14 protein-coding genes, 1 tRNA gene and 1 pseudogene are annotated in these 15451 nt (G+C 44.1%); 5 read left to right on the forward strand and 11 right to left on the reverse strand.

The window, feature by feature from the left end; translation table 11 throughout:
* Positions 1 to 20: 20 nt before the first annotated feature.
* Positions 21 to 2734 (reverse strand): annotated as a pseudogene (locus H3S83_RS11635) (nitrate/nitrite transporter).
* Between the two features lie 207 nt (positions 2735 to 2941).
* Between H3S83_RS11635 and H3S83_RS03110 the strand changes: the two are divergent.
* The 3 genes from H3S83_RS03110 (at position 2942) to msrA (ending at position 4737) form a co-directional block, all read left to right on the forward strand.
* Positions 2942 to 3643: a cyclic nucleotide-binding domain-containing protein gene (locus tag H3S83_RS03110; RefSeq protein WP_198238880.1), complete on the forward strand. Its 702-nt coding sequence runs from the start codon at positions 2942 to 2944 to the stop codon at positions 3641 to 3643.
* Between the two features lie 109 nt (positions 3644 to 3752).
* On the forward strand, positions 3753 to 4091 hold the full coding sequence (locus H3S83_RS03115) for a hypothetical protein (RefSeq protein WP_198238881.1): 339 nt from the start codon (positions 3753 to 3755) through the stop codon (positions 4089 to 4091).
* On the forward strand, positions 4084 to 4737 hold the full coding sequence (gene msrA, locus H3S83_RS03120; RefSeq protein ID WP_198238882.1) for a peptide-methionine (S)-S-oxide reductase MsrA: 654 nt from the start codon (positions 4084 to 4086) through the stop codon (positions 4735 to 4737). The genes H3S83_RS03115 and msrA overlap by 8 nt, the downstream gene beginning before the upstream one ends.
* A 279-nt stretch (positions 4738 to 5016) precedes the next feature.
* Here msrA and H3S83_RS03125 read toward each other — a convergent pair whose 3' ends face one another.
* Genes H3S83_RS03125 through H3S83_RS03135 form a run of 3 tightly spaced genes read right to left on the reverse strand, consistent with a single transcriptional unit; the run spans position 5017 to position 6607 of the window.
* Entirely contained in the window at positions 5017 to 5220 is a 204-nt protein-coding gene (locus H3S83_RS03125; RefSeq protein ID WP_370541360.1) for a SlyX family protein, read from the reverse strand.
* Positions 5220 to 5642, reverse strand: coding sequence for a group III truncated hemoglobin (locus H3S83_RS03130; protein WP_078038999.1), 423 nt, complete (start codon positions 5640 to 5642; stop codon positions 5220 to 5222). Before H3S83_RS03130 ends, H3S83_RS03125 begins: the two co-directional genes overlap by 1 nt.
* A gap of 5 nt (positions 5643 to 5647) precedes the next feature.
* On the reverse strand, positions 5648 to 6607 hold the full coding sequence (locus H3S83_RS03135) for a hypothetical protein (RefSeq protein WP_198238884.1): 960 nt from the start codon (positions 6605 to 6607) through the stop codon (positions 5648 to 5650).
* Positions 6608 to 6830: 223 nt separating this feature from the next.
* Between H3S83_RS03135 and H3S83_RS03140 the strand changes: the two genes are divergently transcribed.
* Positions 6831 to 6906: transfer RNA gene (locus H3S83_RS03140), tRNA-Thr, on the forward strand.
* Between the two features lie 532 nt (positions 6907 to 7438).
* Here H3S83_RS03140 and H3S83_RS03145 read toward each other — a convergent pair.
* From H3S83_RS03145 to H3S83_RS03170, 6 genes are all read right to left on the reverse strand, one after another.
* Positions 7439 to 8638, reverse strand: a complete 1200-nt coding sequence (locus H3S83_RS03145; RefSeq protein ID WP_198238885.1) for an NnrS family protein — start codon at positions 8636 to 8638, stop codon at positions 7439 to 7441.
* A gap of 4 nt (positions 8639 to 8642) precedes the next feature.
* Positions 8643 to 9374 (reverse strand): ATP-binding cassette domain-containing protein, encoded by a 732-nt coding sequence (locus H3S83_RS03150; RefSeq protein ID WP_198238886.1) that lies wholly within the window; start codon positions 9372 to 9374, stop codon positions 8643 to 8645.
* Positions 9371 to 10186: an ABC transporter permease gene (locus tag H3S83_RS03155; RefSeq protein WP_198238887.1), complete on the reverse strand. Its 816-nt coding sequence runs from the start codon at positions 10184 to 10186 to the stop codon at positions 9371 to 9373. Before H3S83_RS03155 ends, H3S83_RS03150 begins: the two co-directional genes overlap by 4 nt.
* Complete coding sequence (locus H3S83_RS03160; protein ID WP_198238888.1) at positions 10186 to 11172, reverse strand: ABC transporter substrate-binding protein; 987 nt, start codon at positions 11170 to 11172, stop codon at positions 10186 to 10188. Before H3S83_RS03160 ends, H3S83_RS03155 begins: the two co-directional genes overlap by 1 nt.
* A 106-nt stretch (positions 11173 to 11278) precedes the next feature.
* Positions 11279 to 13330: a TonB-dependent receptor gene (locus H3S83_RS03165; protein WP_198238889.1), complete on the reverse strand. Its 2052-nt coding sequence runs from the start codon at positions 13328 to 13330 to the stop codon at positions 11279 to 11281.
* 17 nt (positions 13331 to 13347) lie between these two features.
* On the reverse strand, positions 13348 to 13809 hold the full coding sequence (locus H3S83_RS03170) for a TetR/AcrR family transcriptional regulator (RefSeq protein ID WP_255520563.1): 462 nt from the start codon (positions 13807 to 13809) through the stop codon (positions 13348 to 13350).
* An 80-nt stretch (positions 13810 to 13889) separates the two neighbouring features.
* On the opposite strand from H3S83_RS03170, the gene H3S83_RS03175 reads away from it, so the two are divergent.
* Positions 13890 to 14867: an SDR family oxidoreductase gene (locus H3S83_RS03175; protein WP_198238891.1), complete on the forward strand. Its 978-nt coding sequence runs from the start codon at positions 13890 to 13892 to the stop codon at positions 14865 to 14867.
* Positions 14868 to 14928: 61 nt separating this feature from the next.
* Here H3S83_RS03175 and H3S83_RS03180 read toward each other — a convergent pair whose 3' ends face one another.
* On the reverse strand, positions 14929 to 15276 hold the full coding sequence (locus H3S83_RS03180; RefSeq protein WP_198238892.1) for a hypothetical protein: 348 nt from the start codon (positions 15274 to 15276) through the stop codon (positions 14929 to 14931).
* Positions 15277 to 15451: the final 175 nt, after the last annotated feature.

Here is a 15451-nt window from a genome sequence, read left to right on the forward strand (position 1 = left end):
GGTCTCCTTAACTTACAGCGTTATTTTTGTGTCCGACGACCTTCGACATGGAGGATTGCTCCGTTACGGATGTAACAGAACCATGTGATGGCGAGGCAAATAACGTAAAAAATCATAAATCCCCAAAGAGCGGCTTGCGGGCCACCCGTTGCATCTTTGGATAGTGCAAAACTTACGGGTATAAGAAAGAAGGCATAGGCAGCAATGGCGGCGGTAAAGCCGGTGATTGCAGCCGATTCACGGTCGCTTTGATGGCGCTTTTGTTCTTCCGTGGCATTTGGCATGGTTTTGTCGATAACACGGCTCATAATAACCGGTATCATCTGGAAGGTTGAAGCATTGCCGACACCGGTTGCAAAGAAGAGCACCATGAACGCAGCAAAGAAACCGGGGAAAGCAACGGCGCTACCGGGATTTGCAACAAAATAAAGCGCGGCTCCCAGAGCAAGCATCATCAGGATAAATGCCCAGAAGGTTACACGACCACCGCCGATTTTATCGCTTACGCCACCAAAACCCGCACGTGCAAGTGCCGAAATCAGTGGTCCCAAGAATACATAGTTCACCACATTTACATCCGGAAAGGTCAACCGCATTAGAAGTGGAAATGCAGCAGAAAAACCGATGAACGAGCCAAAAGTTCCCATATAAAGAATACACATCAGCCAGTTATCTTTACGTTTGAAAATAATAGCTTGATCGGCAAATGAAGCCTTGGCATCGGCAATGTCGTTCATTCCGAACCAGCAGCATATGGCTGATAAAGCAATGAAGGGGACGAAAACAAAGGCACCGTTTTGTAGCCAGAGCTCGGAAGTGTGACCATTCGCTTCTGTTACAGTGAGCGGGTGGCCGCCCAACCAGCCGAAAGCGTTGGTGGCAATAACAAGCGGTACAACAAATTGCACAACCGACACACCGAGATTGCCTAAACCGGCATTAAGGCCGCTGGCTTTGCCTTTTTCGGCTTTCGGGTAGAAAAACGAGATATTCGACATGGAAGAAGAAAAGTTTCCGCCACCGAAGCCGCACAACAATGCTAGAAGCGCCATCACCCAATAAGGGGTATTGACGTCCTGCACAGCAAAACCGATTCCGAGTGCCGGTATCAACAATGAGGCGGTTGTCAGTGCCGTCCAGCGGCGGCCACCGAATATCGGCACCATGAAGGAATAGAAAATACGCAATGTTGCTCCGGAAAGACCCGGCAAAGCGGTAAGCCAGAACAATTGTGTCGAGCTGAATTTGAAACCGGCACGCGGCAATTCAGCCACAACCACCGACCAAACCTGCCAAACAGCAAACGCAAGAAGCAGAGCCGGAATAGACAACCAGAGATTCTTGTTGGCAATTTTGCGCCCGTAATTATTCCAGAAACTGCTATCTTCGGGATTCCATTCGGTTAATACATAACCTTTATTAATTTGATTGGACATGCGAATTACTCCTGAAATTCAGGCGTTTTTTGCCCGAGCTCTACCAATTTGCGGTGGTTCATCATAAGGATTGAAACATGCATCCAGATGAGTGCCGCGAGTGAAATGACAAATAAAATCATGAAGCAGGTTGAATAGATTCCGGTGATGTCGAGGACTTCACCGAAGAGAATGGGCAGGATAAATCCGCCAAGTCCGCCCATCATACCGACGAGGCCGCCAACGGCACCGACGCTTTTCGGGTAATAAACGGGAATATGCTTATAAACAGCCGCTTTCCCGAGAGCCATGAAGAAGCCGAGTATGGCAACGACAATCGCAAAACCGACAAGGCTGATGGCAAATGTAAAGGTGAATGGACCTTTCGCCGTTTCAACCGTGTATTGTGTCGGAGGGTAGGAGAGAATGAAACATGTAATGGTACACATTGTCAGTGTCCAATACATGACCCGGCGTGCGCCATATTTATCGGAAAGGTAACCGCCATAGGCACGGAAGAGTGACGCGGGTATCGAATAGAGTGCTGCGATAACGCCGGCAAGCCACAGGTCGATTGAATAAACATCCTGCAAATAATGCGGCAACCATGTTGCCAAAGCGATATATCCACCGAATACGAAGAAGTAATAGAAGGAAAAACGCCACACTTGCAGTTTCTTCAAAGGTGCCAGTTCAAGCAAAGCACTTTGCGGTTTTGTGCCGGTACGGCGTTGTTCGACGAGCACAGGATCATCCGACGTGAAGAGCCAGAAGATCACAGCCGTAATAACGAGCACCAGTGCCCAGATATAGGCCACGCCTTCCCAGCTTCCCCACCAGCTCATCACCCATGGAGCGCCAAGCTTGGTAACGGCTGCACCGACATTGCCTGCACCGAAAATGCCCAGTGCCAGGCCCTGTCTTTTGGCGCTGAACCAGCGTGAAACATAGGCAACGCCCACAGAAAATGTGCCGCCGGCAATGCCAATCCCGAGAGCCGCTATCAACATCCATGTGTAGGTGTGGGCAAAAGTGAGAAGAAATGTCGATAAAGCGGAAGCCAGCATCGATAAGACAAAAATAATGCGTCCACCGATCTGTTCGGTCCAGATGCCAAGTGGAATGCGCACAAGTGAACCGGTGAGTACGGGTGTCGCTATGAGGAGTCCGAGTTCAGACTGGCTCAAGCCCAATTTTTTCTGGATCGCAATGCCGATAATCGAAAAAATTGTCCATACCGCAAAACAGACGGTAAAGGCCAAAGAGCTCAGCCATAAGGCCTCTGACGAGCCTTTGATCGGGGTGTCAGTTTGTTCCATTTTTACCACCAGATAAATTCTTCCTTTTTGTTGAGGGGGTATGTAGTAATGAGTGAAATAGGGCACCTTGATCAAAATCAAATGAGTTTTATTTAAAATAAAAGAAAAGCTTATTTTAAAATAATGATGATGACGTCTTGAAATATTGCTCTACTACACTTGATAGATGCTAAGGCAAAAAATAAAAATGTTAATTAGAGGAACAATATGAGATCAGAAGATCGGTTAAAAATTCAAAATCTCGATATTTTTTCGCAAGCGAGTGACAAAACATTCGATTCTTTAATTGGCCCGGGTTTTTTCCAACGTTTTCCTCCGGGGGTGGTTCTCGTCAATGAAAACACCATGCAGGATTTTCTCTACATATTGGTCGATGGTCAGGTCGAGATGTATGCGACCAGTCATGGGCGTATAACGATTCTTGATATTATCCAGCCGGTAAGTCTCTTCATTCTCGCGGCAATTTTGAATGATGATGTTTGTCTACAGTCAGCGCGGACACTAACCGAAGCAGAGGTGCTGATGATTCCGTCAGCCCGTTTCAGGGAGGCTATCGACAATGATACTGCTTTCATGCATGCGGTTGTTCGCGAGCTTTCACGTCGCTATCGTACGACCATCAAGGAATTGAAAAACCAGAAATTGAGAAATGGTAGTGAACGGCTGGCAAACTGGATTTTGGCCGAAGCCGATACACAGGTCGAGGCCAATTATATTGATATTCCGTTCGAGAAAAAACTTCTTGCCTACAAACTTGGCATGACTCCTGAAAATCTTTCACGCGCTTTTGCAACCATCGCAAAACATGGTGTCAATGTTGACGGATCACGAATAGTCTTTACCGACAGACAAAAATTTATCGATTTTGCCCACCCCGACAAGCTTATCGACAAACGGGAGCCTGTCTGATTATAACTGACCTTATGATGAAAACCGGATTAGCCATGCTCTACGGTTTTAATGGTAATCAGATTTTGTTCGTTTGAACAAAAATCATCGTCAGTCAAGGATTATTTCTGTGCGTTTAATGCGTCGATTATTTCGTTTTGTGTCGTTTATATTTCTGGTGATAACGATTATAGCGCTTGTTATCGACGCGGCCCGTTCGGTCGGTGCATCCCAAATTGTGTTTACGCCGGCCCGGTCTGCACTATCGTTTATATTTAGTTTGAGCGCACAGGAATTTGATAACTTTATTGCGCATCTTTCACCTCCATATCTATCCATAGCTGCTAGAATGATCACTCTTTGTCCAACATGGATCATTTCTGGAGCTTTTGCGTTGGTGTTTTATAGTGTTGGATATGATCGTGAGGCCGTTTTGGAAAAGACAGGTTGTGGTGAAGAAAATGTTTGATATTTTGTCGCTTTCGGAAAAACTCACTATGCCGAAAAAAGAAAATGCACTTGTCGGCAGAAGTGAACCAATCGAAACCTCGGAAAAACATTTCGTCAACGGCCACAATCTGAATGGCCCTTATCCTGAAAATATGCATCATATTATTGTTGCAATGGGCTGTTTCTGGGGTGTTGAACGGCTGTTCTGGAAAATGCCGGGCGTTTATGTGACGGCTGCCGGTTACACCGGTGGCTTCACACCAAACCCGACTTATGAAGAAGTTTGTACTGGTAAAACCGGACATGCAGAAGCGGTACTCGTCGTCTATGATCCGAAGATACTGCCTCTCAATGAAATATTGAAAACTTTCTGGGAACAACATGATCCCACACAAGGCATGCGACAGGGAAACGACATCGGCAATAATTACCGTTCGGCTCTCTATCTTTCCAATGAACATGATCTGGAAATTGCAAAAAAAAGCAAAGCGCAATTTGAAAAGGCACTTCAATCCAAGGGATTGGGGCCGATTACAACGGAAATTGCGTTAGAAGGGCCATTCTATTTTGCCGAAGGTTATCACCAGCAATATCTCGCAAAAAACCCTAATGGCTATTGTGGACTAAAGGGAACCGGTGTTTCTTGCCCCGTTCCACGAGGCTGATTGTGCATAACCTATCGGAGCAATTCATGAATTTATCGGCGTTTGGAATATAGGACGCCGGGATATTGGCAAATATGTCCTGACATTTTCCGGTCAAAAATAGCAGGCGAAAGCTCTGTAATAATTTTTGGCAAATAACCGGATTATTCTGAACCATATTAAAAACTAAATTCACGCCAATAAAAACGTGACGGCGAATATTTAATATGGTCGGGATAAACGCGCTGTTTCCAGATTTTTCAGTATCAATATTTTTCGAGCAAGAACTGTTGAACAATTTCACCAATGCGGTGGTCGGGTGACAGGAATGTCAGGCTGGCTTTGTTCTTCAAGTTCCAGAAAGCGTTTGGTTAGTGCTTTTAATTTTTTATCCATAAGGTCGATTGTTTTCCATTGTTCAGCGAGAACAGTAGAAAGCTCGTCGACAAATCGCTCTTGTTCGGCAAGTTTGATTTCGACCTCGGTAAGACGATCTTTTTCAATCACAATGCGTGATCCTTATTTCTGATATAGCGTTCGCCGGGTTGTAAAAGAACCTTATTGTTGAAGGCAAGGCCCAACTCGAGACTGTGGGCGATCTGGGTTGCTTTTTTCATGAACAATTCGGCATCTACCCTCACGCAAAGTTCTTCAACAGTATTTTTGAAAATTTCGAGCCAATGGTCGAAATGCGCAGCATCAATCGGTAAAACGACATGCTTGGGCATAGGGCGTCCGTTATAACGGTTGGTATGCAACATGACCGAAGACCAGAAGGCGAACATATTTTGTAAATGGGGCTCCCAATCGTGAATATGCTCTTCAAAAATAGGACCCAACATATAATCTTTTCTGATCCGCGCGTAAAATGTGCGCACAACGGCTTCAATCAATGTTTCATCTACTGCTATCGGTTCTTGTGCCATAAATCTCAATCTGTTGCTTTGATTTTCATACCATAAATATCAATGCCATGACCTTCACCCATAAGGTCGCTTGTCAAATAAAGTTTTGCAGAACCTGATCCTTCGGCCGGTATTGTTAGGTCAAACAATAGGTCATTCCGATTTGTCGGAACTTCAAAACGCCGCCTTCCACAGTCGGCATTATTGCCGAGATCACACGTTATACTCATTTGGCTTGGCTCTGTTCCATCACTTTTGGCGTTGATATCAATGAGTACTTTTTTACCGCGTAAGCCGGATAAAACACCCGCGCCAATTTCGATAACGACAATATCTTGCTCGCTATTTGCCGAAATATGGGTATATGGTATTCCTGCGTCATCACGTATATCGACCGATGTGCGGCCATAGACTGTGAGCGCCGAGGCATCGCCGGGACGGAAAAATCTAATCCAACCGTCATTGGTTTCGGTTTCTTGACGGAAAGGTTGCATCAACGTGGAACGCGGGTTTTGCTCAGCCGCTTCCTTTTGACGTTCAACAAGAGCACGGCCTGAAAAACTGTTAAAAAACGACCACGCGGTGAAGCCTAAAACCATAATAATTGCAAGAATCGATGGAGCAACAATCAGCAGAATTTTGGAACGCCGTCTTGTTCTAGCCCGATGCAAACTCCGGTTATCGAAATTTGTCGCCCCGTTTACTTCTATTTTTATCTGTTCTTCAGGGCCTTCTGCAGCGAGTTCATTATAGTATTGCGTTTTTTCTTCGGGAGCCTGAACAATATAGTCCCGTTCTATGTTCCGGATAATTTGCATCAATGCATCACGCCGCTTGGTACGGCTCTCGTTGCTCAAATCATGTTGCGCCAACAATGCACGCTCGTGGGCGTTCCATGCAGATTCATAAATCTGCCGCCTTTGAGCAACATTGCTGGCGTCAATTCTAAGCAATGCATTGCGGATGGCTTGCTCGGCACTAGCCAAAAAAATTTCTCCTCAAACTAAAAATATTTAGATCTAGAATAAGCATCAGGTGAAAAATAGGCAAACCAATTCTATTGTTGATGATTTTAAAAAAAGCTTGTGTTTTGACATTGCGTTGCCGGTTAATAACGAAAATTACCGAAAGATAAAATTGGGCGCTTGCTTTCAGACGATCTTTTGGCTATCACCCGATACCGGTTCTGTCTTGAAGACAAGAATCTGTGCCGCATTAGCTCAGTTGGTAGAGCACGTCATTCGTAATGATGGGGTCGCTGGTTCGATTCCGGCATGCGGCACCAATAAAAATCATGTAAGTATTTGTTTTTATTATGTTTTTTATTTTTTAATTTTTAAGATATTGAAAAATTAGCCAAAAATGTAACACAAAATGTAACACATTTTAAAAAAAGAAAACGGAAAAATAATAATATTTACAATGCGTTATAAAGAAGTGTACTGCCAGTATGCGGCACCAGGCATATTTTTGCAACGCATTTAACTGATAATTTTAGTTTTGCTCTCAAAATCTGTTGGATGGATCAAAAATTTCTTATTTTGTGTTTATTTTATATTTCTTTTCATTCAATTTAATAAATAAAAATCTTTTACATGTAATATATTTATTTTAATATTTATTTTTTAATGATGATTAATCTTATCATTTATTAATTTTAATTAAAATAAAACATATAAATATATATTGAATATAAATTTTTTTTATAAATACTTTTTTATATTGGCCATTATTTTTCAAGTTTTATGTCGTCGATTGCTTTATCTCGACGCGTGGGTTTTATGAATGTCTATCAAGTTAAATAGCCGATATATAGGTCAGTTATTTACAGGATGTCCAAGGAGCGGCAGATATCCCCATAGCCAGAGGAAGAAAGCCAAAGACCAGAAAATAGCGGCCCATGCATAATGGTAACTGCCGATAGCGAAGAGATCGGTTATTTCCGGTAGGACGCGCATGGCGGCGGCGAGTATAATAAATGCGATAGCCGCTTTTGATTGCCAGGGGATCGGTATTAATTTTCGTCCTGAATGACGTAAACCGGCAATTGTAAAAACACCCATCACGCCAAGCCCCAATGTCGCAATGGTCAATATATGTAAGCCCGCATAAATTGGTATGCTTTCGTTAAAGCCCGAAAGACCGATAAGAAAAAAACCGATTGCCGCGCTGACATTGGCAAGCGCTAGGCATAAGACTTCTGCTTTTAATGCAGCCTTGCCGATAAACCATTCCCCAGTTCTGTCCATAAAACCGGCACTGGCAGCAAAAGCGAGATAATATTGCATTTGTGAAGACGGCAGAAAAAGCATCGAGAGAGCATATAAGACTGTCAAAAATGCAGATAGATTGCGTCTGCCCGGATGCGGGCGATAAGGGCTTGTTTCACCTGAAGGATCCAATGAAAGATTGGTGACCACAGTGTTGATGCGCGAGATTGCCAAGGAAAATAGAACAACAAAAACAGCGATAATCGTCCACAATATGCGGGACGATAGTTCCGTTTCTTCGCGCCACCATAAAATTTTCAATACAATTTCAAGTGTAAAAAGAACAATAAGCCATAGCAAAAATGACAAGCTTTTCCATTTTCTTTTCGAAAGAATTGGCAAGCCGACATATAAGATCATAAGTGCCAGAAAAGCGAAATCAAATACACTGCCGATGACCATCAGGTAATCCGAACCCAAAAAACCGACAATGCGACCGGGAAGCCATAATAAAAGCAGCAAGAAAAGTCTCATGCCATTTAACGGCTTTGTTTCTGTCCATTCGGCAACGGCGGAACATAAAAATCCGGCAAGAGCCGCCGAATAAAAGCCGAAAATCATCTCGTGCGCATGCCATTGCTGAGGGAAAATATAGCGTGTACCGGGATAGTCGAGTTGATAGACAATTACCCAGATAAACGGCATGAGTAGAGCGTAAGTGGCCGATACCGGAAAGAATAAAAATACGCCTTCGGTAAAAAAGGGATTATGAGCAATGACTGCTTTTATCTTTTTGCCAAGCCCCATTGCGTTAATCCCTGTCTCTATAAAGAAGGTCGTAAAAATCCCGATCTTTGGCGAATTGTTCGCTCATGTCGAATATTTCCCGTTCGCTTCGCTTTCCCGGTTCACCTTCGACATGTCTTTCAGCGACAATAGTTGCAGGATCGCCACCGACCAGTAACAAACGGTGAGCAATGCGCAGTGCTTCGTGAAGGTCGTGGGTAACAAACAATGATGAAAAACCCTGACCTTTTGCCTCTTCAATAACAATGTCCTGAAGGTTACGCCTGAGGCCGATATCGACTGCTGAAAACGGCTCGTCAAAAAAGATAATATCGGGATCAACAGCAAGTGCGCGCGCAACGGCTGCGCGCTGGCGCATGCCGCCCGATAAGGCGGCCGGATATTTTTCAAGATCGGTTATTTTTAAACCGACTTTTTTTGCACAATCGGAAATGAAATCTTTTTTTCCGGATGGTCGGTGTGAATTTTTCAAACCATAAGCAATATTTTCATAAGTTGTTTTCCAAGGGAGCAATCTCGGTTCCTGAAAAACAATTGCCTGTTGGCGATAAGTTTTTCTGATTTGGCCTTTGTTAGGCGTCAACAAGCCTGCAGCAATCTGCAATATTGTGGTTTTTCCGGCACCCGACGCACCGAGAATAACCAGCGTTTCGTGGTCATTGACGTGGATATTGACGTTTTCAAGAATGCGTCTTCCAAGATAAGAAAACGCGATATCCTGCATTTCAATTCTCATTTTTTAACGCCCCAAGGCTCGGATGCATGTCGCCAGCTTTCAAAAAATTCCCGTATCGGATGAATAATACCGAATTCCGTTATCAGGGCAAAACACACAATGATCATAATAATGGCCGTTACTTCAGGAACATCAAAAGTGCTGCGCGCTTCAAAAAGGAGGCCCCCAAGCCCGCCGGAATAGCTTAAAAGTTCGGCCATTACGGCGACTTTCCAGGCACTTCCGGCCGAAAGCGACAAGGCCGGAAAAATATAGGACACCATTTGCGGAAATGTGATTGTGCGAAATCGTTTGAATATGCCGATGTTAAAAGCACGCGCCATATCGTCGAGCGAGCGGTCGCGTGTGGCAATTGCCTGAACGCTATTGATAAATATGAGAGGGAAGGACGCAACAGCAATTGTCATAATAACCGAGCCGCCACCATTTTCAAACCAGATGAGCGCAAGCACAATCCAACCTATTGGCGGCACACCGAGAAGAATAATAATGATCGGCCGCATCAGGCGAATTGCGGCAAATGAAAAACCGCACAATACGCCACCGACAATTCCGATCGAAGCAGCAATGATAAAGCCTATAAATGAACGTTCGGCCGTCACTTTCGCCATCTCGACAAATTTATCCGTTTGGACAAGCAAGATCATAGCTTGCAAAGTTTGTTGCGGAGAGGGGAGCACATAACTGCCATAAAGTTCATGGGCCAATTGCCAGAAGGCAAAAAAACAGAAGCAACCGGCAAGCCCTGCAAAGCCTCCCCAGAAATAGTTTCCAAGCGACACAAGATGGGAAATGGTCTTATGGAAACGCATCAGGCATAAAATCCGTCATCAGGCAGTTTTCCGCCCATAATTGCGGAATTTTGTTCAATAAGAACATTGAAAAATGTTTCCAGCGCCGGTTTGACTTCGCTTGCGCTATGAACAACAAGATGACTGAAAGCGACGGATGCTGCAATCAGATGTGGCGGAAAATCAAGGAGACCGCTGATCTCTTCGGCTGCTTTTTCGGGGTCAGCTTTAATTTTTTCGAGTGCAGTTGAAAAACATGCATTGAGCGCTTCTATTTTCTTCTTTCCCTCATCGCCTTCGAAACCTTTGCCGACAACAAGGCCGGCTTGCGGAATGGCATCGGTTTTCGAAACTTTTTCCCAAAGCTTTTGAATATCGAGGGCACGAACAATTTTTTTCGGGGATACAGAGCTCATGGAAATCACGGTCGAGGCAGCCGGCTCCACAATAACTGCTGCATCAACCCGCCCGATCATGAGAAGCGGCATAGCTTCGGGGAGGCTCCCCGTATATTGTATGTCGATTGCATTCGGTTTGATGTCATATGCCTTTAAAATTGCTTGCATAATATAGTCGGGCATATCTTTTTTGAATGGTACAGCAAGTTTTTTGCCGACAAGATCCTGAAGTGTTTTTATATTGGATGCTTCCGGTGCGACGATATAAAGAAGCCCGTCTGTCAGAATATTTGCCAATCTTACACCAAGACCTTTATTATATAAATTCGCGCCGCTATAACTTGGCAAAATGGCCATATTGATTGAGCCGGAACCGAGTCCGGCTCTGATCTGGTCGGGATTATTCCAGACTTTGAATTGGCAACCGGGTAAGAGTTGATCAAGCATGCCGGTTTTTACTGCATAAGCAGCAACAAGAGATGGCCCGGCAGGAGGCCCCCAAATGACGGGTTTATTTTCTTCTGCAACCACATTGGCGGGAAATGCGCAAACAACGGGAAGAAGTGAAGCACCAATTAAAAAATGACGGCGTGTTTGGGTAAGCATCATCCACCTCGATTGGCAAATACCGGACCAAAAATAACACAATGGACGGTCAGGTATTTTGATTAAAATTTAAATTTTAAATAAGAGTTTATCCCTCAAATTAAAAATTTCAAAACTTTGCTTTTATTCCGGCAAAGAAACCTCTTCCCTCCCCGGGGAGGAATGCCGCCTGATCAGGGGTTGCGCGATCGGAAATAATGGTGGATGACGCATATTTTTCGTTAAAAATATTCGTTATTTCACCGAAGATACGAAGGTTTTTGTTAAGGCTATATTCGCTCCTCAAATCAACAACAACGTAATCATCCGAATAAAGTGTGTTCATATTATCAACGGGTGTTCTTGTCGGTACCCAATGGATATTACCCTGCCATATCCACGGCTCGGTCGGGTGATATTGAATCATGGTATTGATGATGTTGCGTGGTGCACCGGCAAGATAATTGTTATGACGTAACGGGTCATCATGAAATGTAAAGCGTTGATAGGTATAGGCAATACGCGCTGTTATCGAAGCGTTGATTTCCCAGCCGATTGCAGCATCAATGCCAAAATGGCGGGTTTTATCGGCGTTAACCGCACCGAGCGGCGCTCCACTGACATCACGCAAGCTCAGTAATTCGTCATTAACCCATGAATAATAGGTCGATAAATCCCAGGAATAGCCTTCAAAATTGCCTCGCCATCCGCCTTCCAGAGTGGTTGCTGTTTGATCATCAAGATCGGGTGTTGCAAACATTTTGGACTTCAAATTGGGCATAGCAGGATTTGGACGGCCGGCACTGGTGTTCGGAGTGCCGTTAACTGTTGCGAGAAGATCATCATGCGTCGGAGGCTCGAAGCTGCGGCTTAATGCAGTGTATAAAGTTTGTCTTTGGGTGAGAGCATAGGTAATGCCCAAAGCCGGACTTAATCCCGAATAAGAACGGTTATAGCTTGTATTTTCCGCAGGAACTGCACCGTTCGGCAAAAGCCGATCCGGCATACGAGGATTATATGCTATTGTTGGCCGGGTATTTTTCCGCCATTCGTCGTCATTGTCACGACGTGCATGAGCATAAGAGAGTGATGGCGAAATAGTAAAGCGTTGAAAAAGAGGAATATTCATACCGGCAAAAAATGACACTGTCGTTGACTTTAATTTATTGTCACCGAATTTGTCGCCCTTTCCGCCCGAAAAATTCAAATAATAATCGCGATCCATAGAACCGTTGGTGTAATTGCCGGCAAGTTCTACAAGTGGCAAAGGATTGCTTTTATCAGGGGTGTATGCGTAACGGAATAGTCCGGTAAAATCACCGCCATCGCTCTGTCTGACACCGGCGGATATAGGAAAACGAAACATATCTTCCGTATTTGTATAGCCCAAAGCAATATCATAAATATGGGATCCGAGCTCGATTGTTGAACGGTTGCCGATGAGATATTGGCTGGCATCCCTTCGTGGCCGATCGCGCCAAACATTGGGGCCCGGATTTACAACCCCTTGTGGAGTAACTATAGGACCCGACCAGCTCATTTCCGGATGTTTTTTTATTTCATATTTTGGAATTGGTCCTGAAACATCAAAACCCAGATCGGTGTATCCGGCAAAAAAACGCGTTGTCGTGATATCATTTACTCTAAAACCGATATTGCCGGATAGGCCTGTCCTGTCAGAGGAATTGTAATCCCGAAAGCCTTCCCGGTTATTATGTTCAAATGAAAAAAAGCCGTCACGCGTTTCGTCGGAAAAACCGACTTGCCCGCCAAAATTATATTGGCCGAAACTTCCACCACTTCCCGATAAGACTGCCCCCGGTTCGCTCGTTCCTGTAGGTGATACACTGTTAATGGCGCCTCCCAATACAGTGGCGCCGATACGGTTGGCCATATAGCCACGATAAATTTCAAGGGTTTCGGCGTCTCTCGGATTGGCTAAACCGGCTATATATGAGCCATCGGCACGGTTGAGTGGCAAGCCGTCGCGCATAACAAGGATACCTCTCTCGACCGGATTTTGCTGAAGGCCTGATCCACGAATTTGTATGCGGGGTTGATCATTTCCTCCGAAAAAATTCTGAACCACAACTCCGGGCGTTTGTTCCAAAGCACGTGCCATTGTCAAATTACCAGAAAAAGGCATTTCATTTTTGTCAATGACGCTGACGGCTCCCGCCATAGAAGCGAAACGTTTACTCAGGATTGCATGAGAGTTCTCTCTGCTATATTTCTCATAACAAACAGGTGTTGTACGAGCTTCGTATAGAACGATTTTTGTTCGTCCATAAGATTGTTATAAATTTTTACAAATTCCGGATGGCGCAAAGCGTGAAGTTGCATTTCAAGGAACAGAATTGTGTGGAAAATATTGTGATCATTGCGTTCAAACCATAAGATCATGTCATTCAGGGCTTTTTCAAAATTCCCCCCTGCATCATCAATGAGCTGTTTTCGTGAATTTGCCTCGAATGATTTATACTGATCGAGAAGCTCTAGAAGAACTTCGTCCTTATCATTGAAATTGGAATAAAAGGCTCCTTGTGAATAGCCCGCTTTATCGCAGATTCCTCTGATGGAGGTTGCCTCGTAGCCCAATTCTGTAAACAGCATGCGTGCAGCCTCCAGAAGGTTCTGGCGCGTCTCTTGCTGGCTTTCCAATCTTGTTTTGCGCGGTTTTATCTGTTTGACTATAAATTCCAGATATCATCCGACATTTCATTTGATATTTGGAATCGTTGATGAAGAAAACAGTTTTCGTAACCGGTGCCACCGGACTATTAGGCAATAATCTGGTTCGCCAATTGATCGACGAAGGCTATCATGTCAAAGCACTGGTCCGGCCGCGACAAAAGGCAAACAAGCAATTCGCCCCTCATGATGAACTTGAAATTATTCAAGGCGATATGACCAATGTCACTAGTTTTGAAATCCATCTGGATGGCTGCGACACCGTTTTCCATACCGCAGCATTTTTCCGCGATAATTATAAAGGCGGCAGCCATTGGGCCGATCTGGAAAAGATCAACATTAATGGTACAAAATGCTTATTGGAAGCGGCCTTAAAAGCGGGTGTCAAACAGTTTGTTCATGTCTCCTCAATTGCAGTTCTCGATGGTGAGGCCGGCTCATTGATTGATGAAACATGTGATAGAAATATAGAAAATTCGGATGATTACTATCGAAGCAAAATCATCAGTGAGAGAATTTGCCGCTCGGCATCCGATGATGAACTGCTATTATATTTTACCGGGGTGGATGTGGGGCCTACCTCGGCAGGACAACTTGCATTTGATGTCATGAACGGGAAGTTGCCTGCTATTGTTCCAGGGACCTTTTCGGTTGTTGATGCAAGAGATGTTGCTGCTGCCCTGATCATGGTCACCTTCAAGGGCAAGTCTGGAGAACGGTATCTCGTTGCAGGGCGTCACATTCATATGAAAGACCTTGTATCCATGATCGGTCATTATGCCAATGTCAAAACGCCAACCAAGACCATACCAATGCCGCTATTGTACTGCATTGCTGTTTTGCAGGAAATTTATGGCAAGCTTACAGGAAAGCCCATTTTATTATCATTGGCGTCGGTCCGTTTGATGGCAAGCCAATATGATAGAACGCATTTCAGCAGTGAAAGATATGAGAAAATTCTGGGGCTTCAATTCAGACCTTTAGAGCAAACTCTGGCAGATACACTGTCTGATCTGATAAATAGATAATTGGATAAATTGGAAGTTTGCCCGCAATAACGGATTTTTCTAAAATAAAGAAAATGCGCCCTCATGCTTGCTGCTGCTTTTTGATCGAAAAAGGCATTTCATTTTTGTCAATGACACTGACGGCACCCACCATCAAAGCGAACCGTTTATTCGGGATTGCATGAGAGTTCTCTCTGCTATCAAGTATAACCGGTTGTAGAATAACCGGCGCACAGGGACGAGCTGCTTGCCCCCAACTATCCTCTCTCGATAGCAGAACAAGTGTTGTTGTGATGAGTAATAGCAGCTCTGTTTGAATAACTGACGCAGTTGTTGTCTCCGATGGTTGTGAAATCCATGGCAGGAGGAAACAAGCTGCTGTGAAGCAAATGAGATTGTTTCCGAAAGATCGGATGTTGCTTTTGCTCACCAAACCATGGTAACTTTATAAAACATAAAAATACAGTGTTATTTAATAATATTTGATAGAAATTTGATTCTATTTATTAAAGGAGTATTTCTCCTTGAATTTGCTATCTAATTATTTTTGAATAAATAATAATATATATTTATTATAATTTTTTTCATTTTGAAATATTGAATAT

The sequence above is a fragment of the Bartonella sp. W8122 genome, from assembly GCF_016102485.1.
GTDB lineage: Bacteria > Pseudomonadota > Alphaproteobacteria > Rhizobiales > Rhizobiaceae > Bartonella > Bartonella apihabitans.